Genomic DNA, 22,340 nt, shown 5'->3' with positions numbered 1-22,340 from the left:
CACTATTTGCTAGATAGAATCGTGCGCATATTAACGAATACTGTTCGCAGTAACCAGGCCAGGAGGATCGTCGGCATAAGCAAGGCGATTTCAAAGAAATTTCCATGCTTCCACCAGTAACGGGCCATGTTCTTAAACCAAATTTTATAAAAATCACTGCGCTTAAGAGCCGTGAGCGAATGCCCACCCTCATGGATCACGCGGCTGCCTGCTGTCGTGGTCTTGGTAGAAAGTGCAGCTACGAAACGTGTGCAACTCAAGCGCTTGAGAAAATCTACATCCTCGTACCATGCAGGGTAAAAGCTTTGATCGAAACCGTCCAAAATTTCATAAGCTTTACGTCTGATTAATAGACAGGCTCCAGCAGGTTGTTCAACTACCTGAGGTAAGTCATGTTGTAGCGCTCGAGCTGAGTTCTTTGGTATGTCGCTTAAGTGGTATGAGCTAGTCCAAGGATTTTTAGGCCAGAGTCGCTTAAGCCCGAGAAGCTCAGAGAGAGTTGACCCCAGCGTCGGCAGACGACGCGCAGTGAAGCCTAATTGTAAACTGTAATCTTGATTATGCAATACTGGCGCAACGACCGCGAGGTTCTCGTATTGGTTTAGATCGTTGACTAAGCATTGTAGGGAAGCGGGCTCAAGTGTGAGGTCGGGGTTTAAAATTAAAAAGGCATCATCGTGCCGGCCCTTGAGGCAGGAGTTAATTCCACCAGCAAAACCACGATTATCCGTCGAATTATCAACTACTGTGTAGGAAAAGCTCAAATCTGCTGGAAGTGTCGTAGCCTTCAAGCTTTGCAGCAGCCGCTCCACTCGGTCTGGTGATTTATAATCAATGATCACCGCATGTATCGTGCGAATTTTTTCAGGCGCTTGACTTTGAGCTAATGCCTTCTGACTGTATTCCTTCGAGGCAAACCAAGGGAGCACTTCTCCTGGTCCAATTTTGCGGTGCGCTTGAATCAGTGCCCGCCGCTTGAGCTGTGTGCTCCAGAGGGACATTAATTCTTTGAATGCTGATAATGAACTACGTTCAAAGACAATGCTGCCGAGAACAACAAGGAGGTTGCGTAGTAGTCCAGGTAGCAGTGCTTGAGGAGTGTCTAAGGGGTGAAATTGATTAATTTGCATTAAGAAGCGATTGCGAACTGAAGCATGATTTAATGCTGGTGGAAGTGATTTTCGTCTTTCGGGTAAAACAACCCGTCGATGGTAGCCAATTGCCTTTGGCACATAGCGACATTTCCAGCCATAAAGCAGAGCGCGCCAAGCAAGATCTGCATCTTCGCGATAAGCAAAAAATGAATTGTCAAAAAGCTCGTGAGTGTCGAAGCAGACATCAACTAGAAACTCGCGTTTGATTAATAAGCAAGCTCCAGTTCCGCCAAAAACATATGCAGGCTCGTCATACTGTCCGCGGTCGAGTTGATTTGAGCCACGGTCAAAGTGCCGCAGGCTAGGCGTGATAAACATTCCGCAGGCATCAAAACAGCGCGGTTGCACAGGGTCAAGATTATGATTCGAGCGAAACAGTTTCGGCGTTGCCGTGCCAGCCTGCAGATCAAACTCAAGGGCTGACACTAACTCCTGGATCGCAGGGCTTTCTAAGCGCACGTCGGGATTGAGTACCAGTAAGTAATCAATCTTATTTTCAATCACGCGTTGAACTGCTTGGTTATGAGCATGTGAAAAACCAGTATTTTCTGGATTAAGAAAAAAACGGAAATGCTCACGAGCTTGACGCTTCTGGAGGTGAAAAACTGTGTCGTCACTAGAGCAGTTGTCTGTGACTTCGATTTGGAGACTTAAGCCTGCTGGGCTGATCGTATCGAGCGCATCGAGGCAGGCATTAATTACATCCCCATGGTTATAGGTTACAACATGCACGAGCACGCTTTTTGACTTTGCTTGCGAGCTCACGAGAACGTCCTCATGCAGACAGCATAATTTTTTGTGAATTTACCATCTTTAATGCTACCCATCAGCGGGTCGGGGCTATGATTCATGCCCCAGACATAAACTGCGCAATCGGGTGCGCTGGCTTGCGATCGTAAGTCAAGTCGCAGTAATTGATCAGTCTGGATCATCGGCAAATGAATTGAGTACCAATCATCCTCAGGGATGCTTTCGGGAGCGAGCGTGGTTTGAAATTTAAGATCAGCCTGACTAGACTCGAAGTCGCTCGCACTGGAAATAGTCACTTCTAACGGAGCATCGGGTGGGTTAAATCGAGTCGAAAGTCTTAAATCGATGCGGGAAAGTGAATTGCGCCGTGCCCTAAAGAAAGTCGAGACTGCGCTATTCTTCCAAATTGCGGTGTCGCGCTGCTCACAGTCCATGTAGACAATATCGGCCAGTGCTGTGCGCGGTGCCCCGAGTAAATCGAGCACTTTTTGAGCGCTCTTGCTGGCATTAAATTCCGCAGCGGCAAGGCGCAGCGCGTTTTTAGCTTTTTTCTTAACAGACTCAGGATTTGCCGAAATTTCAGAAAAAATATTTTGCTGTGCCGACAAGTCTGCAGGGCTTACCGTCCACCCTGCATCATACTGCCGGATTAAGTCGGAAAGATCCGAAAAGTCATTATAAATTACCGGTAGACCTGCCCAGAGATAAGTTGTGCTGCGGATTGTAAGCGCAAGTTCGCGTTCTAAATTCCAAGCCATTAAGTCCAGGGCGACATCTGCGCTTGCAAGTTCTGAGGCAAATTCTTCAAACGGCATGAGCGGTTTTCGCGTAACCTGTGGGTTAAGTTCGAGTTTAGAAAATAATTTTTGATAGACGCCACTATGCACTGGGTAGTGTGGATGCACTCCACCAATCAGTGTTAATTTCCCTGTTTGTTTTGCTGCAAGAAATTCGCTGAGATTAGTCAAGGCTTGAGTGGGATCTTGCCAGGGTAAAAATACTCCTCCAAAGATAAAATGCGGATAGTTTCTTGAACTGCGCTTCGAGTTTTCGGCGCAGGGAGAATTTTCACTCAAAGGCATGGGGATTTCAGTTGAGGCTTGGTTGAAATCGCTCCGCCCTGTGCGTTCAAAAAAGGATCGAAAATATTCTTTTTGCCTTGGCCCGGAGGTAATAAAATAATCTGCACTGGCAAACACAGTCAGTTTGCCAAAGAGCGAGTCAGTGCGGTTGGGCGAGCCTTGATAGTGTCTTTCGAGTAGATGTGGTCCTGCCAGATCAACTACCACTGGAACTGGCGGAGCTTTTGGAAAAATGTATGCAGGCCAATGTCCACAGAAAATTAAATCTGGCGCGACTTGAGCAGCCAGCGCTTCTTGGTTAGTGCTATCAAAGGCAAGTGCGCTGAGATTGGCGACTACTTCAGTAGAAAAATTCTTAAGCGCACCTTTTGCTTGAGCTAGTGCCAGTGCTTGCCGAGGAACAGCACAATGCACTTCATGACCTAAATTTTTAAAACCCGCAATGAATCCGGAAGTTCTTAAGGCTGTGCCACTTGTCGGTAATCCAGGCAAGGGAAGGAGATCAGTAGCAAAGACAAGAATTCTCATGTATCAAGGTTTAAATTGATATAGTATTAATATTAGTTCTTAGCTGGCTGTAGATGAATTAGTAGGCCCACAGTCAATAAGCTGCAAGAGACTAACACAACCATGGCGCAAGCTGCTACAAAAGATGCAAAAAAAAATCAGCTCTTAGGCCAACCGCCGAATGATCGTTCTAGTGCGAAGTTCGAGCAGCAAACTGAAGATTTATCTACGCGCCGGACACGCTCCGCAGACAGGACATTCAAGCTACAGCAATTCGGACAGTATCAATATTTAGATCTGACTAGTCTGGGATCTGATCCGCAGAATAATTTGCTCGCAAATGTTTCCGCAAGCCGACTTTTAGCGTTGATTGCTGCGGCAGATTTTATTTTTGTTAGCAGGCCTGCAGATCGCAATTACGTTGCTGGATTGTTGCTTCAAGTGGACCGCGTGATCGATTGTCCAGAGCGGGTTATGCAGATAGTTACAACTGAGGAGCTGCTCAGTAGCTTAGAAAAATTTCAGTCGAACTCTATTCCGCCCTTTCCGCGTGTTTTCCTGCCGCAAGGGATGCATGCTGTTAGACCGCACCCCTTGGTTCAAAGTTGCGACAGATTTTTGCAAATCAACCCGGGGAACTTGCGAGTTGATTTTGTCATGCCCGGAGACGACCTACGCTCAATTGGAATCTCTTTGCGACTTAATCCAGAAAGCACGACAGCAGCAGAACTCGGCAGGGAAACTTTATTTCGCGTAAGCTTGTTGAAAGCTGACGATCTGCAAACTATTCGCACAAAAACAGTACAGCGCTGGACCAAGCAGCTGAGAATTCACGCAAATCATCGACAAAACCTGGTTTTCGAATTATCCCCTTGGAATCGTGTGCGGGGTGGCGAAAAGCTTAGTTTTGAGGTAGCAATTAGCCCCGAAATCTCCGCGAGATTTTTATTTGGATTTACATGTGTGGGGCAGGTTCAGCCAAAATTGGCACTCTGCTTTTACACTGGAAGAACTCCTTCTGCGCGTGAAGTCATACGCTTGGCGCGCCGAGCATGGTCAATGATTTGTAGCGGGGATTATCAAAGATTTTTGCGCGCCCTGAAGAGCCGCAGTAGCCAACTGATAAAGCAATTATGGAAGCAGCCGAAAAAGTGAGTTTAGACAAAGAATTACAAGATTCGATCGATCCGAAAGAATATGAAATTTATACTCGACGTTTTAGCGATCAAGAAAACCAATCTCGCGAGTATGTCTGGTCAATTTTGTGTAAAGATTTTTTTCAAAAGTATATTAGCCCGACTGCTAGTGTTTTAGATATCGGTGCAGGGGACGGCTACTTTATCAAGCAGATTTCTGCTGCTCAGAAGTATGCACTTGATTTAAGCCCACATGCGCGCGAGCTCGAAAAACACGGTGTGAAAGTTTTTATTCAACCAGCAACCAATTTTCGCAACACACTGCCAGGGAAAGTTGACGTTGTTTTTATGAGTAACTTTCTCGAACACTTGAGATCTAAAGATCAATTGATGCAGGTCTTGGATGAAGTCCGAGCTGTATTAAAACCTACAGGTAAAGTCATAATTCTACAGCCGAATATCCGCTATGTCGGCCCGTCGTATTGGGATTATATTGATCATCATATTGCCTTAACTGAGCATAGCTTGGCTGAAGCATTGGAAGTCTGTGGTTTTAGTGTAGAAGAATTGATCCCGCGATTTTTGCCCTATACTGTTAAATCGAAACTTGGGCATTTTTCAGGATTGATTCGCTGGTATTTAAAAATGCCGTTTTTATGGAAATTTTTCGGTGCGCAAACATTTGTCGTGGGGCGCCCAGCTTAAGTATCTTCATGATTCAGATTGAGAAAGGGGCTATCGATGGATAAGAAAGTTGTGATTATTGGGGGTTGTGGGCACGTTGGGTTACCTCTCGGTGTAACGTTTGCTCTTGCTGGCCTGGAAGTAGCGTTGATTGATATTAACGAAAACGCGGTGCGCACAGTTAATTCGGGGCGCTTTCCCTTTTTAGAAAAGGATGGGGACCAAACATTACAACATGCGCTACAAGCGGGGCTTAAGGCCACAACTGATTCAGCGGCTTGTCGAGATGCGAGCGTCATTGTTTTTGTTACCGGAACGCCGGTTGATGAGCACTTGAACCCAAAAGTTTCTGAAGTAACTCGAATTTTTGCCGACTATCAACAGTATTTTGCCGACGATACTTTGATTATTATGCGTTCAACGTTATTCCCTGGAACGATGTCGCACCTCAAGGAAAAGCTTGCACTAGTAAATCCCAAAACCAAGTTAGCATTTTGCCCGGAACGTGTGGCGCAAGGTGTAGGTTTGGAAGAAATTTGGAACTTGCCACAAATTGTTTCAGCTTTTGACGATCAAAGTTTTAATCGTGCCAAGGAATTATTTTCCAGAATTGCCCCTTCGATCATCAAGCTTAGCCCACTTGAGGCTGAGTTAACAAAGCTGATGGCAAATTCCTGGCGCTACTTGGAATTTGCGATTGCTAATCAATTTTATGCGATTGCAGAGCAAAACGGCGTTGATTTTTATCGCCTCTACGAGGCAATTCGCTATGAATACCCACGTGCCAAGGGTTATAAGTCCCCAGGTTTTGCTGCCGGACCATGCTTGTTTAAAGATACAATGCAGTTAGCGAGTTTCTTTGATCATCAGTTTCATCTCGGTCACACGGCAATGCTAGTCAATGAAGGTCTAGCGGGACTTGCCGTTGATAAGGCTAAAAAAGCACTGGGTGGAAATCTTTGGGGCAAGAAGGTTGCGCTTTTGGGGATGGCATTTAAAGCTAATAACGATGACATTCGCGAATCGTTGAGTTTCAAGGTCAAGAAAACCCTGGAGTTTAACGGAGCAACCGTGCTTTGGCATGATCCATATTTACCAGAGAGTATGGATTTGGAATCAGTGCTTAAAGCTGATGCAGTCATCATCGGAACTCCGCACGCGCATTACCAGGGTTTGACTTTCAAACAGCCAGTTGTTGATGTTTGGGGCATGGTGCATAAGGCTAAGTTAGAAGTTTTTCCAGGGGCGCAGGTAAACAGGTAATTAATTAGAGGTAACGTGAGTAAAAAAATTCTAGTCACAGGTTCAGCAGGATTTATTGGTGGTTATGTCGTTGAAGAGTTACTCAATCATGGTTGGCATGTTGTCGGGATTGATAATTACTCTAAATACGGTGAAATTAAGAAATCCTACGATCATCACCCGAATTACACTTTTGTTCGTGGCGATGTAAAAGATACAGTTCTGATGAAAGAGATTGTCGGCGGCTGCAGCGATGTCTTGGCTGGTGCTGCAATGATCGGTGGGATTAGTTATTTTCACGAATATGCCTATGATCTCTTAGCGGAGAATGAGCGCATTGTCGCTTCAACATTTGACGCTGCAATCGATGCTTTTAGGCGCGGGAGTTTAAAGAAAATTACAGTATTAAGCTCGAGCATGGTTTTTGAATCAGCAACTATTTTCCCAACACCTGAAGGTGAGGAACTGCGCTGTGCTCCACCGTTAAGTACATACGGTTTTCAGAAATTATCTTGTGAGTATTTTGCCCGCGGAGCAAAAATTCAATATGGTCTGCCATATACAATTGTGCGCCCATTTAATTGCGTTGGCGTTGGCGAGCAGCGTGCTCTCGGAGATAAAGAGATTTTGTCCGGAAATGTCAGCCTGGCCATGAGTCACGTTGTGCCGGATTTGATTCAAAAGGTGGTCAAGGGTCAAGACCCGCTGCATATTTTAGGCAGCGGTGGGCAGGTGCGTCACTATACTTACGGCGGCGATTTAGCGCGTGGAATTCGCACTGCGATCGAACACGAAAATGCCCTCAATCAAGATTTCAACCTTTCCACTGAAAGATCGACCACCGTGCTCGAACTAGCGGAGCTAATTTGGAAGAAAATCAATCCGACTAAGCCTTTCCGTTTTACTAGCGATAAGCCGTTTGAATACGATGTGCAAAAGCGTGTACCTAACTGCGAAAAAGCAAAACGTGTTTTAGGTTACGAGGCTAAAACTTCACTCGAGACAATTTTGGATGAGGTCGTGCCCTGGGTAGTGGAACAAGTAAAGCTCGGCACAATCTAATTGAAACGCCAGATTTAATTGAATACTTTTTCGTCACAGCAGATTTGGTTCGTCATCCTGAGCGAATTTTATGTGAATCCGTGAACATAAAATGAGTCTAACGGATCTCCAAAAGATTAGCTAAAGTATAAGGTCAAGTTCAAGCCTAAGCACAGTCACAGTAATAATTTCCAATGATCAACAAGACACAAATCCTAGTCCCAGTCTACAACGAAGGCGAAAACGCCAGGCGACTTTATGAGCGCTTTAAGGAAGCGCAAGTCGACTTTGACTCGATGACCTTTGTCTACGATTTTGCAGGTGATACTACGGTTCCCGTGGCACAGGAGTTGCAGAAATTAGATTCCCGTATCCAGCTAGAAAAAAATGATTTTGGTCGCGGCGCACTGAATGCTTTGAAATGGGGATTTTCTAAAAGCCAGCCTGGCCCAGTTATTGTAGTGATGGGTGATTGCTCAGATAAGCTTGCTGTTATTCCTGAGATGGTTAAGCTTTGGAACGAAGGGGCGACACTTGTCTCAGCCTCGCGCTATATGCCGGGCGGCAAACAGCACGGAGGGCCGTGGCTGAAGGGATTAATGTCTCGAGTCGCTGGAGTTTCGCTAAAACTTTTTGGCTTTCCAACCTCAGATCCGACCAATAATTTTAAACTTTATGATGGAGCGTGGCTCAGGTCACAGACGCTTGAAAGCCAAGGGGGGTTTGAAGTCGCAATTGAGCTTTGTTACTTGGCCTATGCTCAAGGTAAGACCATCAAGGAAGTTCCTTCTGAATGGTATGATCGCACTGATGGGCAAAGCAATTTTAAACTCTGGAAGTGGCTGCCACACTATTTGAAATTTTATTGCAAAATCCTCAAGCAGATTTTTCTAACTTAAACTAATTAAGTCCGTACGATTTAGCATTGTCTGGGAGTACAGCGCTCTGGTACTTGTTCTCATAGTGTCTAACTACCTGTGAGGAATTATGATCATCAAGCGTTTACTGCCAATTCCGTTTTTACTTGTTTCAATGTCGCAAGTTGTATCAGCGATTACGATTGATACATTTGAAACTGCACAAAGCGTTTCGGCAAACGGCAACGTAATGTCGAATGCAAATGCTGTAGCCTCGGCGCACGCAATCGGTGGTACTCGCGCAATGCAGGTTGAGGTTTCGCAGGCGCCCAGCCAAATCGATGAAATGAATTTGCGCACACTGCCCAATGGCTCAGCTTCTGTGCTCAGTCATTCGCAAGATTCCGGTGTTTACGGAATTTCCTGGATTACTTGGGATGGTGACTTAGTAACGACAGGTGTGAATGGTAGTGGTTTAGGCGAAGTTGATTTTACAAAAGACGACGCAACCTCAATGATCTTACGGGTTAAGTCCTACGATTATCCCAATAGTCAGCCGATTACAATTTCAATGATTATTTATGATACGCAAAGCCCAACTGGAAATCGTTATTCAGTGCTTTCTAAAACACTTAATACGGCGATCTCAAATCCATCCGGATATACTGAAATCGAATATCCATTTGCGGAATTTGTTCAAGGTCAATTTTCACTTTCTCCAGCGCGACTGACACATATCGGTGCGGTGCAGCTAGTAATCAACGGTACAAATACCCCAGATGCCGATTTGCGGCTTGGGTTTCTTGGGACAAACGGTCGCTGTGACCATGTGCCCGTGAACGGATTAATCGTTGATGACTGCGATGTTTGTAATGGAACTAATGCCGACAAGGGTTGCGATGGCGTTTGCTTTAGCGGCAAGGTGATTGATGATTGTGGAATTTGTGACGGTGGAAATGCTGCTAAGGGCTGCGATGGAATATGTTTCAGCGGCAAAGTTGAGGACCAGTGCGGCGTTTGCGGCGGTGATAATACGCAATGTATGGGTTGCGATGGTGTGCCCAATAGTGGCAAGCAGTTAGACCGTTGTAATGTCTGTGATGGCAATAACGAATGCGTTGACTGTGCTGGCGTGCCTTGGGGTTCGTCGAAGTTAGACCGGTGTTTTGTTTGCGACGGTAATGGAAAGAGCTGTCAAACCTGTTCTGCACAAAACATGTTTGATGTTTCACAAAAGCTTGATGGCGGAGCAAAGAATCAAGAAGCTGCAATTAAAACTGCCCTTAATGCTTTAAAGAAAGTGAATAAGAGTAAGAAAACAATGAAGTATATTGCGCAAGTTACTCAGGAAGCGCATCGCTTGCAGCTTGAAAACTGGATTGCGTCCTGGACTGAGATCTATGGACTGACTGAGCAGTGTTCGCCAACTCAATCGGGATTTAGCGAGTGTCCGTTTGTGAGTTATACTGGATTTAAGGACAGGTATACTGCGCGGTCAGTTCGCTTGAATGAGCTTGGCTATCAGGTTTCACGCTACATGTTAAAAGTATCTAAGAAAAAGCTGAGTAAAGCTGCGTCACATCTTGTAAAGCGCAGTCAAGCGTTACACGCTTCAAATATGCAAATTCTTCTGCAAGTTCCAGCTGGACATTCAGCTTGTTAGGATAGATCTATCAAGTCTAAAAAGTAGCCCCCCTACTTTTTTTAGAAGTAGGGGGGCTACTTTACTGAGAGACCTAGTTTTTAGTTATCTATTTATAATCATTGAGACTTCTTGCTTGACTTGCAAAAAGAGTGGTGAAGAAAGACGCATATAATTTCTGTGTTTACGTGGATTAAGTTGTTTTAAAATCTCTACAGCACGCTTTTTATACTCGATCGAGGAAACATTCAGGTGTTTTTGCCGATAAGTATCTAGGAGAGCTAAAATCGCCTCCTCCGGATCATACCCAACGCAGCTTAATAATTTAATTCCAAATCTATCAGCTTCAAGCTCATTTGCTAGGGCGTAACCACTGCTGCTTTGTGACTTAGTATGCCCCTGGAGGTGGTGACCAAGCTCGTGCGCGATCACATAAGCAATTTCGGTTTCAGATTGAACCTGAGCAAGCAGTCCAAGCGATACATAGATTCGGTTTGGATACAATGAAAAGGCGTTAGATTCCGGAATTTTTAGAATTTTAATTTGCAACGCTGGATGGGCAGTCTCAATCTCCTTGCAGCTCAAAAGATCGGCAGTAATAGCATCGAGAAAATTTTGCATGATCTCACTACGTACAAATCCAGGGTTAGAGCTGAGCACGGCATCTGTCAATGCAGCACTTGCTTCAAATGATTGCGCCGATCTCGAGCTCGAAGTCTTTGCGCAACCAAGTAGCAGAGAAACGCTCAGTAAGAAAAAAGTAGATTGGATTAATACTTTCAGTGGAGCTTTCATTTTTGGTCAATTCTATGCGGCCTTAGTAGCTGGTGAAACAGTTAATTCATATCTCCTGGGAGGTATTTTGCTTGTAGCTGTTTTGCTCACTTTTTGCCAACGCTCGTTGCGTCCCTATCTGCTGCAAGTAACTCTGATATTTGCCGGGCTTTGCTGTGGTGAGATTACTTTAAATCACGCGATCAATGGTATTGCACCTTCTGGCTATCTTAAAGGACAGCGTTTTAAACTCTTAGTTTTAGATAGCACAGCTGAGCGCAATCAACATGGAGAATTCTGCTACCGCGTAAGCCTCACGAACCAAACTGCAGATTTGAAACTTTGTTTGCCAGATTTTCCATGGAATAAGTGGGGCAATCTGCGTAAGGGCGACTTAATTAGTGGGTCATTTAAAATTACTCGAACATTTTCTAGTAGAGAGCCCGCGTGGTCGTATTCAGCCTACATGTTGCGTCGTGGGTATCAAGCAGAACTTACTGGCAGCATGCTTCGCATCTCGCAACGAGCTAGTCCCGGTTTTGAAACGTTTCTGACTCAGCTTCATTCCACGACAACCAGACATCAAGGGCTGGCAGTGATTCTTGCCGCAAACTTAGGCACAGAGTTCTTGCTGACAGACAATCTAATTGCTGATTTCCGCGAGGCTGGGTTGAGTCACATCTTAGTCGTCTCCGGGTTTCATATTGGATTAATCTATCTCTCGGTAAGCTTTCTAGTTAGTTCAGTTGCCTGGTGTTTGCGTTGGATTTATTGCTACTGCCACCGGATTTGGCTGACTACCTTACTTGGAGGAGTCTGTGGGATAAAATTTGCAGCACTTTTAGGCTGGGATCTGACGATTTGCCGCGCATTGGTGATGGCGCTGATAATTTTCGCGGCACGCTCGATCGACCGCAAACTTTCAATTCGAGGATTGTTGTCACGTAGTCTCTGTATGCTGCTAGTGATTTACCCAGGTAGCTTTTTTGAGGTGAGTTTCCAGCTTACTTTTGCTGCGCTGGCAGCTCTCCTTGTCGCCGCTAAAGCAGAGACTTCACATTGGTTGCAGCGACTCATGTTAAGCACGACAATGGTTTGGCTTTACACTACGCCGGTTGTATTGCATTGGTTTGGAGGATTCAGTGCACAAGCCTTATTGTTGAATTTAGTCGTCACGCCAATATTGACCTTAACTGCAATTTGGATTGGTGGTGTAGCTCTAATTTGGGCATTTTTGAAAATACCTGGCAGTGCATTTTTGCTAGAAAGTGCAGCGCTGCTCACGGAAGCTTCGCTGCGGCTGATTGATTACTTATCAGCATTAGCGCAATTTTGTGGCTTGAAATATTATCAAATTGATGCGCGCTGGAGTCCGGCTTTAATAGGGGTATTTATTTTTCTAGCTATCTTTGGGACCTTGATGCTGACGCTTGAAGAGACCCGCAATGAAGATTAGCCCACCAAAAACTAAGAAAATCTGACCACCCAAAATACCTGTTCCATATAGTTCAGAGCGAACCATGGATTTCAAATTGTCACTGCCCACGCTACTTGGAAAAGTCTGAGCCAAATCCAAACGTTCGAGGGTTGATAAATTTTTACTAGGCATAGTGCTAGTTTCAGTATTAATTAGTTCAATTTCGCCCAGTTTGCTATAACCGACAAGAATATTGCCGATACCCACTATCGAGAAAAGTAAAGCAATAAGTAAAAGTTGTGGAGCTTTCATACGATAATACTATATATAGAATTGAAAAACTATGAAAGACAACCGTAACCCTTTTTTAAGTAATACTCATGGTGGAGTTTCAATCGGTCTAGTCCTTTGGGGACTGCTTGCTGCTGCTTTGATTTATATTGGCTTTAGAGTTTTCCCGATTTACGATCGCTATTGGGAAGTTGAAGGCTTAATGATTGCTCAGGCACGTAAGGCCGATGAATTTACTGATTCTGAAATTAGAAAAAACGTTTCTGAACGAATTGTAGAATTAGGCATTCCAATAGCCAAGCCGAAAGAGGCACTGCGGATTAATCGTTCATATAATAATATTAAGCTCAGCTTAAAGTACGAAGAAATTTTTGATATTCAGGTGGGTCAACACTATCAAGTATTATATGTTTTCCCATTTGATATTAATGTTGAAGCAGATATTCGAAGATGAAAAAAATATTAAGTTCAATCCTTGATGCAGTTGGTGAAACTCCATTAGTGAGGCTCAATCGTTTAGTGCGTCCAGGAATGGCCGACGTGCTTGTCAAAATTGAATCACTAAATCCTGGCGGCTCGGTAAAAGATCGTATGGCCTGTCATTTAGTCAAAATGGCGGAAAAGCGTGGCGAGTTAAAACCTGGAATCAGCACTTTGGTTGAAGCCACATCAGGAAATACAGGCCTAGGCTTGGCGATGATGGCTGCAGTGCGCGGCTATAAGTGCATGATTACGATCCCCGATAAAATGAGCCAAGAAAAAATCAATATGCTCCGCGCCTATGGAGCGGAAGTAATTGTCACCCCAGCTTCCGCTGGGCATGATTCTCCAGACTTTTATAAAAACGTCGCGAAAAGAATTGTTAAAGAAACCCCCAGCGCGATGTACATGAATCAATACGATAATCCCGATAATCCGGTAATCCATTATGAAACTACTGGCCCAGAAATCTGGGAGCAAACTGACGGTAAGTTAGATTATTTTGTCGCCGGCATTGGAACTGGTGGAACAGTCACTGGAGTCGGTAGATTTTTGCGCGATAAATCCAAGGCCACGGGTAAAACTGTTAAAGTAGTTTGTGCTGATCCGGTGGGCAGTGTACTTGGCGCGATTCATCGCCAAGAGAAAAATATTCCTGAGGCACAAGCCTACAAAGTTGAAGGGATTGGTCAGGATTTTGTGCCTAAAGTTTTAGATTTTAGTGTGATTCATGAGGTGCGCCCTGTAACCGATCAACAGTCTTTTGTCGCCGCGCGCAGGCTCTGTCGAGAAGAAGGAATTTTTGTCGGCGGTTCTGCCGGGACTGCCATCCATACAGCGCTAGAACTTGCAGCTGAGGTAGGTGCGGGTAAGACAATTGTCGTATTACTGCCTGATTCTGGGGATCGTTATGTTAGTAAATGTTTTAATGACCAGTGGATGAAGGACCATGGATTTCTCGAGGAGGATCGCGGATCGGGCACAGTTAACGATGTTTTAAATCATAAAGGCCGAGGAGTTGAATTTGCGGCTGAGCATGAGACTCTCGGAGAAGTTGCGGCGCGACTCAATCAGCTCGGAATTTCGCAGATGCCGATTCGTGAGTCAGGAGACGCAGCTACGCGTATTATTCATGAAATCGATATCCTGCATGCACTCGTGCAGGGTAAAATTAAAGCCGACCAGCCAATTTCTCATGTTGCTCGTCCAATTCAAGGCATCGTTTCGCCAGCTGATTCACTGCATCGACTCGAAGGAATTTTCGAGAGCGGTAATGCAGCGATCGTCAAGGACGGAGATAAAATCATCGGTGTGCTCTGTGAAATTGATGTGGTGAGATATCTAACGACCAATGCACGCTAGTCCAGATTTGCCCAAGCAGCAAAGCAGTGAAAAACTCGGACGAGGGTTTTCTGCGCTGATGGCTACGCAATTTTTAGGTGGCTTGAATGATAGTTTCTTTAAATTAATAGTTACACTTTTAATCGCTGACACTGTCACCGACCCGACGCGGCAGTCATTTTTAGTTGGTCTGGCGCGAGCACTTTTGGTGTTACCGTTCATCATTTTTGCCGCGCAAATGGGCTATTTTGCGGACCGTTTTTCCAAGACAAAAATTATTCGCTTTACGAAAGTTATAGAAATTCTTCTGGCTGCATTTGCGGTTCCATTTCTGGTGACGAAACATGTTGAAGGCTTGCTCTTAATGTGTTTTCTCTTGGGCTTGCATAGTGCTGTTTTTAGTCCCTGTAAATATGGCATCATTCCTGAAATTGTCTCCAGCGATAAGCTCTCGCGGGCCAATGGCTATCTTGAATTTTGGACATTCTTGGCAAGTCTGCTCGGCACTGTCTTGGGTGCTGCCACAAGAAGTCATGGAAGTGGTTTGGGAATTTCTGCGACAATCGTTGTAGTCATTGCGCTGAGTGGGTTGATCAGTAGCTTATTAATTCCACTCACACGATCGCAAGCCGAAGATGTGCGCTTTCCCTTCAATCCCCTAACAGGCATGGGGCAAACTTGGAAGGAGATCAGAAATAATCGCTCTTTACACTTAGTACTTTGGGCGATGATTTATTTCTTTTTTGTAGCAACCGCTTTTGATGTCACTTTGCTGCTAATGGCAAAAAATGTGCTCAATTTGCCTGATGCTGAAATCGCCTTGCTCTATACGGCGCTGGCAATTGGTATCGGTAGCGGCAGTGTCGTTGCCGGAGTGTTAACGCAGGGAAGCTATAATTTAGGTCTTGTCCCGCTCGGTGGAGTAGGAATGGCCTTTTGGAATTTCTGCCTCGCAGTTTTTCCGACTGTGCCATACCCGTGGGTTTTTTTGGTGGGCTTTAGTGGGGGATTTTTTGTCGTTCCGCTGAATGCTTATTTTCAACACAACAGTCCTGCCGCTAAGCGTGGCCGCTATCTTTCGCTGAATAATGCTTTATCTTTTATCTTTATGCTTGTTGCCTCCTTTATCCCCTGGCTTTGTATTGATTTGCCGCATAGCTTTGGGTTTTCAGGTATCGATGCGCGGCACATTTTTCTAGCGATTGCTGTAGGCGCATTGTTGGTGACTATTCTAATCATTAAAATTATTCCGGAATCGGTTTTGCGGACATTAAATTGGATTCTGACGCATACGATTTATCGTGTCAGGGTTTATGGCTCAGCAAACATTCCGGAAACTGGCGGTGCGCTACTAGTTTGTAATCACACTTCCTTTGTCGACCCACTGCTTTTGCTTGGCGCGGTACATCGTCCGATCCGTTTCCTGATTTATCGTCCGATCTATGAAACTTTTCCAGTCTCGCTTGGCGCAAAGACGATGAAGGCAATTCCAATTTCTACTACAGATGGCCCAAAATCCCTTGTGCAGTCGCTTAAAACTGCCCGTGAATACATTGAGCAGGGCGATCTAGTCTGCATTTTTGCTGAAGGTGCAATTACGCGGATTGGGACTACCTTGCCGTTTCAAGATGGCTTTACGCGCATTATGAAAGGGGTTGATGCTAAGATTATTCCGGTCTATTTGGATCAGCTCTGGGGCAGTGTTTTTAGTTTTGCTGGAGGGAAATTCTTTTTTAAGAAGCCTCGGCGCTTTCCTTATCCGGTGACTGTTAATTTTGGTAACCCTATTCCTGCCGATAGTAAGCCGGGCGCAGTAAGGAAGTCTGTTTTAGAGCTTGGTTCTGAGTCGCGCAAAGTGCGTGAGGATTTAGGCACGCTACCGGCACGAATTTATCAAGCATTGGTTTCAAGTAAGCGCTATGCGATTAGCGACGGCGCAAATGAGCCACTTAGTGGGGTTAGGGTTTATGCTTTAGCGCGAATTTTTTCTCGGAAATTAAAGACTAAGCTTCAGCCCAAAGAGCGTGTCGGCATTTTATTACCACCTGGGCCTGCCTCGATTATCGCAAATATCGCTTGCTTAATCACCGGAGCCATTCCGATTAATCTAAACTACACTTTCCCGGAGGCAATGTGTGAGGCCTTAATTAAACGTTTCGGTATTTCGCGCGTATTCTCAAGTAGTCTTTTTTTGAGAAAAATTGCTTGGAAGGATTTTAGTAATTACCAGGATGTTGGTGAAATCCTTACAGCTATTGTAAAAACCAAATCTGGTAAATTTTCAATTTTTCTTCTAGAACTAGCGCTAAAAGCTACACCTAGTTTATTTCGACCACAAATAGCTAAGCAGCTTAAGCCTGATGATCTGGCGATTATGTTGCTGACTAGTGGTAGTTCGGGGATGCCTAAGGGGGTAATGCTTTCGCATCGAAATCTTCTTTCTAACGTCGATGCAATTTCTGAGGTAGTAGACTTGAAGCATACGGACTCGATGCTGGGAGTATTGCCAATTTTTCATGCACTAGGTTTTAGTGCGACATTTCTTTTGCCAATTTTAAAGGACTTACCAGTCAGCTATGCAGCAAGTCCCTTTGATGGCATTGGCAAGATCTTAACGGAAAAGCGCTCAACCATACTTTTAGCGACGCCAACATTTTTACGACAATATCTTAAGAAATACACCAAGGAAGAGTTATCGTCGTTACGCTTAATTATTGTTGGAGCGGAAAAACTACATCAGTCGTTACGTGAAGAAACAAAAAGCATCCTAGGGATTGAACCTTTTGAAGGATACGGTGCAACCGAACTTGCTCCAGTTGTTGCCTTGAATGTGCCGAATTACGAATCGGAAGGTTTAAGGCAAATTGGACATAAAGCTGGGTCGGTTGGCCATCCACTACCAGGAGTTGTTGCTAAGGTAGTTGACCCGGAGACTTTTTTAGATTTACCACTAGATACTCCAGGACTGTTATTAGTTAAGGGGCCTAATGTTTTTCTCGGTTACGAAGGTGATGAGTTCAAAACTGCCCAAGTCTTAATTGATGGCTGGTATTCTACGGGAGACATCGCATATATCGATGCAGATGGATTTATTCACTTAGCTGGTAGGCTATCGCGCTTTGCGAAAATTGGTGGAGAAATGGTTCCACTGGAACGCCTAGAAGAATTAATGCTCGATGGTATTAGTAGTGGATCGTTAGTAGTTACCGCGCTACCAGACGACAAACGCGGCGAAAGGCTAGTTGTAGTTCATACTCAAGAAATAAATCCTGAGGCAGTACTAGCGAAACTTCGCGAATCACAAGTGCCGAATTTGTGGATTCCAGCTGCCCGGGATTTTATCTGTGTTGATGCTATACCGATTCTGGGTAGCGGTAAGGTTGATTTGCAAGCGATTCGCGAGCTCGCAGCCAAACGTCTCAGTAGTTAACAGTAGCCAAGCTATCTAGCACTCGTATAACAGCCTAAAAACCGATAAGTCGTAGACATGCTTTTTACCTGCTCGAGAGTTTTTGCTACTGCACCGTCTTGGTTGTTGCCCATAAAATCGAGCAAAAATAAGACAGTGCCCGGATTGCTTCGATTCGGTCGGGATTCAATCCGCGTTAGATTGATATTATTCTCAGAAAAAGCTTTTAGCGCTTTAAAGAGCGCTCCCGATTCGTCTTTGGTGCCAAAGACAATCGTGCATTTATTGCCTGGTACAGCGCTTGGCTGTTTAGAGACGACAAGCATGCGTGTTTCATTAGGATTGTCGTCTTGAATTCCCTCTTTGATTACTTCAAGCCCATAGAGCTTTCCGGCTAGAATGCTGGCGATGCAGGCAGTACCCTTTAGACTTTTTTGTCTGAGCATCATTGCCGAACCTGCAGTATCATAAAATGCTTCAGCTTCAAGCTTGTTGCGAGACAAGAAGTTCTTACACTGAGCAAGTGCTTGCGGATGAGAGTATACAGTGCGAATTTCTCTGTGATCAGTTCCAGGCAAGCACATTAAAGCATGATTGACTTGAACGACTACTTCGCAAACAATCTGCAAATTTGTGTGCACTAGTAAGTCAGTTGCACCGGCAACTTCTCCAGCGATTGAATTCTCTACGGGAATAATTCCGTAATCAATTGCGCCTGATTCAACGCCTGAAAATACGTCGGCAAATTCAGGGCAGGGAACTGCGACCCAGGATTTGCCCAGGCTATTTACGCCAATCTCGCTGTAAGCTCCGTGTTCGCCCTGAAATCCACAGAGTGTTAACTCCTGAGCTTGGAGGCGTTTACTCTCCTGCATAATTTGCGCATACATTTCCGTAGTAAAATTGCTATCAAGTAATCCATAAGAAACACGCTTGATTGCATCGATGACCTCTGATTCACGATTCTGGTCTTCAATTCTTTCACCCTTAAAACGCTTAATGCGCACTACATATTCCATGCGCTTTAAAAGTAATCGCGCAACTTCTAGATCAAGAGAGTCAATTTCCGATCGCATCGTTTTTAATTCGTCCATAGTCAAATCCTCAAATGTAGTGGTTGTATTCTTCTAAAATTTTTTGCGTGATATTTTCGACGTTGCGCGATCGCGAGTCAATCACGCTGTGCGCAGTCTGAGCATAGTTAAAATGCCTCAGCCTGAATAATTCAGCAAAATCGGCGTTTGTGAGCAGTGGACGAGAATCGGGGTTTTTAATGCGCTGCAAACTTGTCTGCTGATCAGTATAAAGCCAAATCGGTAGAGTTTCTTTAATTAAGCGGCTACGATTTTTAGCTGAAAGAATTACGCCACCACCACAGGCAATAATTGCCGGCTTTTGCTGAAGTGCCTGGCTGAGGCAGGTTTCTTCAAGTTGTCTAAAAGCGGCTTCACCTTGGGTTGAAAATATTTCTGGGATACTTTTACCAGCGATGTCGGTAATCGATTGATCTAGATCGAGTGCAGTTTTGTTTGTTACTTGTGCTAGCATTTTTGCCACAGAACTTTTACCGGAACCCATCATGCCAATCAGCGCAAGTGGTTTTGGGGTAGAAGTCTTTGAGGAAATGCGAAATTGAGTCGCTTCAAAAAAGTCACTTTTAAATTGATTTTTATCTGTAATCTCTAGGCCAAAACACTTCAGTGCTTCAAGCCCTTGTTCAATCAGCCAAGTCTGGGGAGGAATAATTGTGGCACCTACATTTTCAGCATCTGCCAGTAAACTTGAAGGAGCGGCATAATAAGCATCAAAAACAAGATGTTTGGGCTTAATTGCAGCCGCAGGGATAATGCGCTCTCCAGTTGAAACGGTTGATAAAATTAAATCAACGGACTGAAGAGCTTCAGTTAGTTCCTTGTCCTCAAGTCTAAAACTTTTTTCGATTTTATAATCAGCCGCAAGTTGCTTGAGCTCGGTCTCGTTACGCGCTGCAAGGTTAAGCGTGAGACCTTTTTTGCTGAGCGCCTTTAGGGCAGAAATTGCAGCGCCACCTGATCCAATAATTAAGGCAGATTTTACTTTACGATTGATTTTAATTTCGCACTCTTCAAGGGCACGGATAATTCCACTAGGGTCAGTATTATATGTGCGCGTTTGATTGGTGTCGAAGACGATAGTGTTAATTACCTCTTGAGCGCCAAGATGCTTAGCAAGTTCGGCTTTATATGGTGCAGTTACGTTGATCCCACTAAGCTTTAATTCGCGCGCTAAAGTCAGAGCCTCTAAGCTACTATCTGTGATCAAACGCACTGAAGCGCCGCAAACATTTGCCTGCTTAAATCCCAACTGATGAATCACTGGACTATTGCTATGGGCAATTGGCTTGCCGACCACGCCAAGAATAATTTGTTCTGTCCTGCTAGTTTCAGCCATGAATTTCTTTAATTGCTGGGGCAAGTTTCTGCACGTGATGCATTAGTGATTCAAACTGTGCCGGACTCAAGGTTTGATCTTTGTCGCTCAATGCCAGATCAGGGTTATGGTGAACTTCAATAATTAGTCCATGCGCGCCAGCGGCTATGCCGGCTAGAGCCATTGCTGGGACAAGTGATGTTTTCCCAGTGCCGTGAGATGGATCGACAATTACTGGTAAGTGTGTCAGTTCACGAGCTGCGGCTACGGCATTAAGGTCTAAAGTATTGCGTGTATAGGTCTCAAAGGTGCGAATTCCTCGTTCGCAGAGAATCACATTGGGGTTACCCTCAGCGAGGATATACTCAGCGCAATTGAGCCATTCTTCAATTGTCGAATGCATGCCGCGCTTGAGTAAAACTGCTCTTGAATTTTTCCCGACTTCACGCAGTAGCGAATAGTTTTGCATGTTACGTGCACCAATCTGCAGCACGTCAGCAAATTCACTCACCCAGGTGACATCGCGCGGGTCAACAACTTCAGTGACAATCGGCAGTCCAGTTTCTTCGCGTGCACGTGCTAGGATTTGCAGTCCCTTCAGTCCTAAGCCTTGAAAAGAGTAGGGCGAGGTGCGAGGTTTAAACGCACCAGCGCGAAGCATGTTCGCTCCAAGCTTCTTAACGATTCGTGCTGTAGCTAAAAGTTGTTCTTCGGATTCAACAGCGCAGGGCCCTGCAATAATTGCCAGTTCAGTGCCGACTTTAATCTTGCCAACCTGGACGATTGATTGTGGACGGTTCTCTTTTGATACAAGTTTTAAATTTTTCATGTCGTAAATAAATTAGTTCTAGCTGAGTAGTAAAATAGTTGAAAGTAGCGATGTCGTGGTCAAAGATAGTTGGGGTTAGACCCCAAAAAAGAAGAAAAAACGGAATGTTTTATTCGATTTGCCTGTTAACATTTGTTTATCACAAGTTATTTCAGTATGAATGACAGCTTGATGATAGTCAAGGAGATCTTTATGCGGAGCAAGCTTGTAAGGCTATGTGGATTAGTTTTAATCAGTCAGTTGTTGCTCATAACTGCTCTGGCGGCCGAGGAAAAAATAAAAATCGGTGTCTCTACGGCGCTAACAGGTGAGGCTGCGGCCTACGGCACAGACATTAGAAACTCGCTACTTTTTGCGAATGAGAAGTTCGGCAATGGAAAGTATGAGTTTATTTTTGAGGATGACCGCTGTGACCCAAAATTTGCGGCAACTGCTGCTCAGAAATTAGCAAATATCGACAAAGTAAAATACGTCATTGGTTTTGCTTGTAGTGGCGCTGCTTCAGCGGCTGCTCCAATTCTTGAAAAAGCAAAAGTTTTAACAATGATTACATGCGCCTCTGCAACTAAGATCGAGAACCTTGGCGACTATATTTTCCGCAGTATGCCACTTGATCGCAAGTTAGCCGAGACGATCGTTGGTTATTGGGTTATGCAGAAGTCGATTAAAAATTTAGCTATTATTTCTGAAGAAACAGAATACTGTCAGGGGCTTGAGTCTAACATTAGGCAACTTTTTACAGAGAACCAGCCAGATTTTAAATATTTTAGCGATAATTATGCTCCTGGTAACAAGGACTTTAGATCGCTACTGCTACGGCTGCGAGCTAAGTCGCCTGATAGTTTATTTGTTAATACGCAGTCTGAGGAGGCGCTTGGCTTAATTGTTAAGCAGCTTGCTGAAATGAAATGGTCACCGCAAATCTATGGAGCATATTGGACAAGTAGTAATCGCTTTCTTGAATTAGTTGGACCTTTGGCTGAGGGTGTCCGTGGTGCTGATGTTCCCTTTATTGCTGATACTCTGGTTGGCGATGGACCAAAGTTGTATGCGGAGTTTTTAGCGAAGTATGGTAACCCCCGGGCGATAGAAACACTATTTATCACTAATTTAAATGGCTTTCGTGCCTTAATTGCTGCAATTGAAAGTGGACAAGATCCAAAGGCATTTCTCTATCAAACAAAATTTGATGGGGTTTCCGGTCCATACAGCTTTGATCGTAATGGCGAATTTGTTGGCTTTTCCTTTGTGATGAAGGAAGTAAAAAATAATAAAATTGTGCCCTTAAGATAAGT

Annotated in this window: 18 protein-coding genes; 11 read left to right on the top strand and 7 right to left on the bottom strand. The window is 44.6% G+C overall.

Annotation, left to right across the window (positions count from 1 at the left end):
* Positions 1-2 precede the first annotated feature (2 nt).
* Together JNK13_09430 and JNK13_09425 are read right to left on the bottom strand one after the other, a co-directional pair.
* A complete protein-coding gene (locus tag JNK13_09430; GenBank protein ID MBL7662958.1) occupies positions 3-1,919 on the bottom strand; it encodes a glycosyltransferase in 1,917 nt (638 codons plus the stop codon).
* Positions 1,916-3,514, bottom strand: a complete 1,599-nt coding sequence (locus tag JNK13_09425; GenBank protein ID MBL7662957.1) for a hypothetical protein — start codon at positions 3,512-3,514, stop codon at positions 1,916-1,918. Before JNK13_09425 ends, JNK13_09430 begins: the two co-directional genes overlap by 4 nt.
* 102 nt (positions 3,515-3,616) lie before the next feature.
* Here JNK13_09425 and JNK13_09420 point away from each other — a divergent pair, with 102 nt between their 5' ends.
* The 6 genes from JNK13_09420 (at position 3,617) to JNK13_09395 (ending at position 10,116) form a co-directional block, all read left to right on the top strand.
* Entirely contained in the window at positions 3,617-4,648 is a 1,032-nt protein-coding gene (locus JNK13_09420) for a hypothetical protein (protein ID MBL7662956.1), read from the top strand.
* Positions 4,627-5,334: a class I SAM-dependent methyltransferase gene (locus JNK13_09415; protein MBL7662955.1), complete on the top strand. Its 708-nt coding sequence runs from the start codon at positions 4,627-4,629 to the stop codon at positions 5,332-5,334. The genes JNK13_09420 and JNK13_09415 overlap by 22 nt, the downstream gene beginning before the upstream one ends.
* A 36-nt stretch (positions 5,335-5,370) precedes the next feature.
* Positions 5,371-6,576 carry a nucleotide sugar dehydrogenase gene (locus JNK13_09410; GenBank protein ID MBL7662954.1) on the top strand — a complete coding sequence of 402 codons (1,206 nt, stop codon included), beginning with the start codon at positions 5,371-5,373 and terminating at the stop codon, positions 6,574-6,576.
* A 15-nt stretch (positions 6,577-6,591) separates the two neighbouring features.
* Positions 6,592-7,617, top strand: coding sequence for an NAD(P)-dependent oxidoreductase (locus JNK13_09405; GenBank protein ID MBL7662953.1), 1,026 nt, complete (start codon positions 6,592-6,594; stop codon positions 7,615-7,617).
* 173 nt (positions 7,618-7,790) lie between these two features.
* Positions 7,791-8,495, top strand: a complete 705-nt coding sequence (locus JNK13_09400) for a glycosyltransferase (protein ID MBL7662952.1) — start codon at positions 7,791-7,793, stop codon at positions 8,493-8,495.
* Between the two features lie 88 nt (positions 8,496-8,583).
* Positions 8,584-10,116 carry a hypothetical protein gene (locus JNK13_09395; protein ID MBL7662951.1) on the top strand — a complete coding sequence of 511 codons (1,533 nt, stop codon included), beginning with the start codon at positions 8,584-8,586 and terminating at the stop codon, positions 10,114-10,116.
* Positions 10,117-10,200: 84 nt separating this feature from the next.
* Here JNK13_09395 and JNK13_09390 read toward each other — a convergent pair whose 3' ends face one another.
* Positions 10,201-10,716: a M48 family metallopeptidase gene (locus JNK13_09390; protein ID MBL7662950.1), complete on the bottom strand. Its 516-nt coding sequence runs from the start codon at positions 10,714-10,716 to the stop codon at positions 10,201-10,203.
* Here JNK13_09390 and JNK13_09385 point away from each other — a divergent pair.
* Positions 10,715-12,325, top strand: coding sequence for a ComEC/Rec2 family competence protein (locus JNK13_09385; protein MBL7662949.1), 1,611 nt, complete (start codon positions 10,715-10,717; stop codon positions 12,323-12,325). The two genes, JNK13_09390 and JNK13_09385, sit on opposite strands and share 2 nt — an antisense overlap.
* On the opposite strand, the gene JNK13_09380 is transcribed toward JNK13_09385, so the two are convergent.
* Positions 12,269-12,598 (bottom strand): hypothetical protein, encoded by a 330-nt coding sequence (locus JNK13_09380; protein ID MBL7662948.1) that lies wholly within the window; start codon positions 12,596-12,598, stop codon positions 12,269-12,271. The two genes, JNK13_09385 and JNK13_09380, sit on opposite strands and share 57 nt — an antisense overlap.
* Before the next feature lie 31 nt (positions 12,599-12,629).
* Here JNK13_09380 and JNK13_09375 point away from each other — a divergent pair, with 31 nt between their 5' ends.
* From JNK13_09375 to JNK13_09365, 3 genes are read left to right on the top strand one after another with little or no spacing between them, the layout of a single operon-like run.
* Positions 12,630-13,031 carry a hypothetical protein gene (locus JNK13_09375; GenBank protein ID MBL7662947.1) on the top strand — a complete coding sequence of 134 codons (402 nt, stop codon included), beginning with the start codon at positions 12,630-12,632 and terminating at the stop codon, positions 13,029-13,031.
* The gene (locus JNK13_09370; protein MBL7662946.1) at positions 13,028-14,419 is read left to right on the top strand and encodes a pyridoxal-phosphate dependent enzyme; all 1,392 of its coding nucleotides are present in this window, start codon (positions 13,028-13,030) and stop codon (positions 14,417-14,419) included. Before JNK13_09375 ends, JNK13_09370 begins: the two co-directional genes overlap by 4 nt.
* On the top strand, positions 14,409-17,828 hold the full coding sequence (locus JNK13_09365; GenBank protein ID MBL7662945.1) for an MFS transporter: 3,420 nt from the start codon (positions 14,409-14,411) through the stop codon (positions 17,826-17,828). The genes JNK13_09370 and JNK13_09365 overlap by 11 nt, the downstream gene beginning before the upstream one ends.
* 11 nt (positions 17,829-17,839) lie before the next feature.
* On the opposite strand, the gene pheA is transcribed toward JNK13_09365, so the two are convergent.
* From pheA to aroF, 3 genes are read right to left on the bottom strand one after another with little or no spacing between them, the layout of a single operon-like run.
* Positions 17,840-18,901: a prephenate dehydratase gene (pheA, locus tag JNK13_09360; protein ID MBL7662944.1), complete on the bottom strand. Its 1,062-nt coding sequence runs from the start codon at positions 18,899-18,901 to the stop codon at positions 17,840-17,842.
* 10 nt (positions 18,902-18,911) lie between these two features.
* Positions 18,912-20,237 (bottom strand): hypothetical protein, encoded by a 1,326-nt coding sequence (locus JNK13_09355; GenBank protein ID MBL7662943.1) that lies wholly within the window; start codon positions 20,235-20,237, stop codon positions 18,912-18,914.
* A complete protein-coding gene (gene aroF, locus JNK13_09350; GenBank protein ID MBL7662942.1) occupies positions 20,230-21,045 on the bottom strand; it encodes a 3-deoxy-7-phosphoheptulonate synthase in 816 nt (271 codons plus the stop codon). Before aroF ends, JNK13_09355 begins: the two co-directional genes overlap by 8 nt.
* A gap of 192 nt (positions 21,046-21,237) precedes the next feature.
* On the opposite strand from aroF, the gene JNK13_09345 reads away from it, so the two are divergent.
* Positions 21,238-22,338 carry an ABC transporter substrate-binding protein gene (locus JNK13_09345; GenBank protein ID MBL7662941.1) on the top strand — a complete coding sequence of 367 codons (1,101 nt, stop codon included), beginning with the start codon at positions 21,238-21,240 and terminating at the stop codon, positions 22,336-22,338.
* Positions 22,339-22,340 lie beyond the last annotated feature (2 nt).

Source organism: bacterium, assembly GCA_016786595.1.
Classification (GTDB): Bacteria; Bdellovibrionota_C; UBA2361; order SZUA-149; family JAEUWB01; genus JAEUWB01.
The sequence above is the reverse complement of the archived record's forward strand: the minus strand, read 5'-3'. Positions and strand labels throughout refer to the sequence as shown.

Coding starts and splice junctions, on each gene's coding strand:
- JNK13_09370 (MBL7662946.1), top strand. CDS start 13,028: ATGAAAAAAATATTAAGTTCAATCCTTGATGCAGTTGGTGAAACTCCA.
- JNK13_09410 (MBL7662954.1), top strand. CDS start 5,371: ATGGATAAGAAAGTTGTGATTATTGGGGGTTGTGGGCACGTTGGGTTA.
- JNK13_09385 (MBL7662949.1), top strand. CDS start 10,715: ATGATCTCACTACGTACAAATCCAGGGTTAGAGCTGAGCACGGCATCT.
- JNK13_09355 (MBL7662943.1), bottom strand. CDS start 20,237: ATGGCTGAAACTAGCAGGACAGAACAAATTATTCTTGGCGTGGTCGGC.
- JNK13_09415 (MBL7662955.1), top strand. CDS start 4,627: ATGGAAGCAGCCGAAAAAGTGAGTTTAGACAAAGAATTACAAGATTCG.
- JNK13_09380 (MBL7662948.1), bottom strand. CDS start 12,598: ATGAAAGCTCCACAACTTTTACTTATTGCTTTACTTTTCTCGATAGTG.
- JNK13_09375 (MBL7662947.1), top strand. CDS start 12,630: ATGAAAGACAACCGTAACCCTTTTTTAAGTAATACTCATGGTGGAGTT.
- aroF (MBL7662942.1), bottom strand. CDS start 21,045: ATGAAAAATTTAAAACTTGTATCAAAAGAGAACCGTCCACAATCAATC.
- JNK13_09420 (MBL7662956.1), top strand. CDS start 3,617: ATGGCGCAAGCTGCTACAAAAGATGCAAAAAAAAATCAGCTCTTAGGC.
- JNK13_09425 (MBL7662957.1), bottom strand. CDS start 3,514: ATGAGAATTCTTGTCTTTGCTACTGATCTCCTTCCCTTGCCTGGATTA.
- JNK13_09390 (MBL7662950.1), bottom strand. CDS start 10,716: ATGCAAAATTTTCTCGATGCTATTACTGCCGATCTTTTGAGCTGCAAG.
- JNK13_09365 (MBL7662945.1), top strand. CDS start 14,409: ATGCACGCTAGTCCAGATTTGCCCAAGCAGCAAAGCAGTGAAAAACTC.
- JNK13_09345 (MBL7662941.1), top strand. CDS start 21,238: ATGCGGAGCAAGCTTGTAAGGCTATGTGGATTAGTTTTAATCAGTCAG.
- pheA (MBL7662944.1), bottom strand. CDS start 18,901: ATGGACGAATTAAAAACGATGCGATCGGAAATTGACTCTCTTGATCTA.
- JNK13_09400 (MBL7662952.1), top strand. CDS start 7,791: ATGATCAACAAGACACAAATCCTAGTCCCAGTCTACAACGAAGGCGAA.
- JNK13_09395 (MBL7662951.1), top strand. CDS start 8,584: ATGATCATCAAGCGTTTACTGCCAATTCCGTTTTTACTTGTTTCAATG.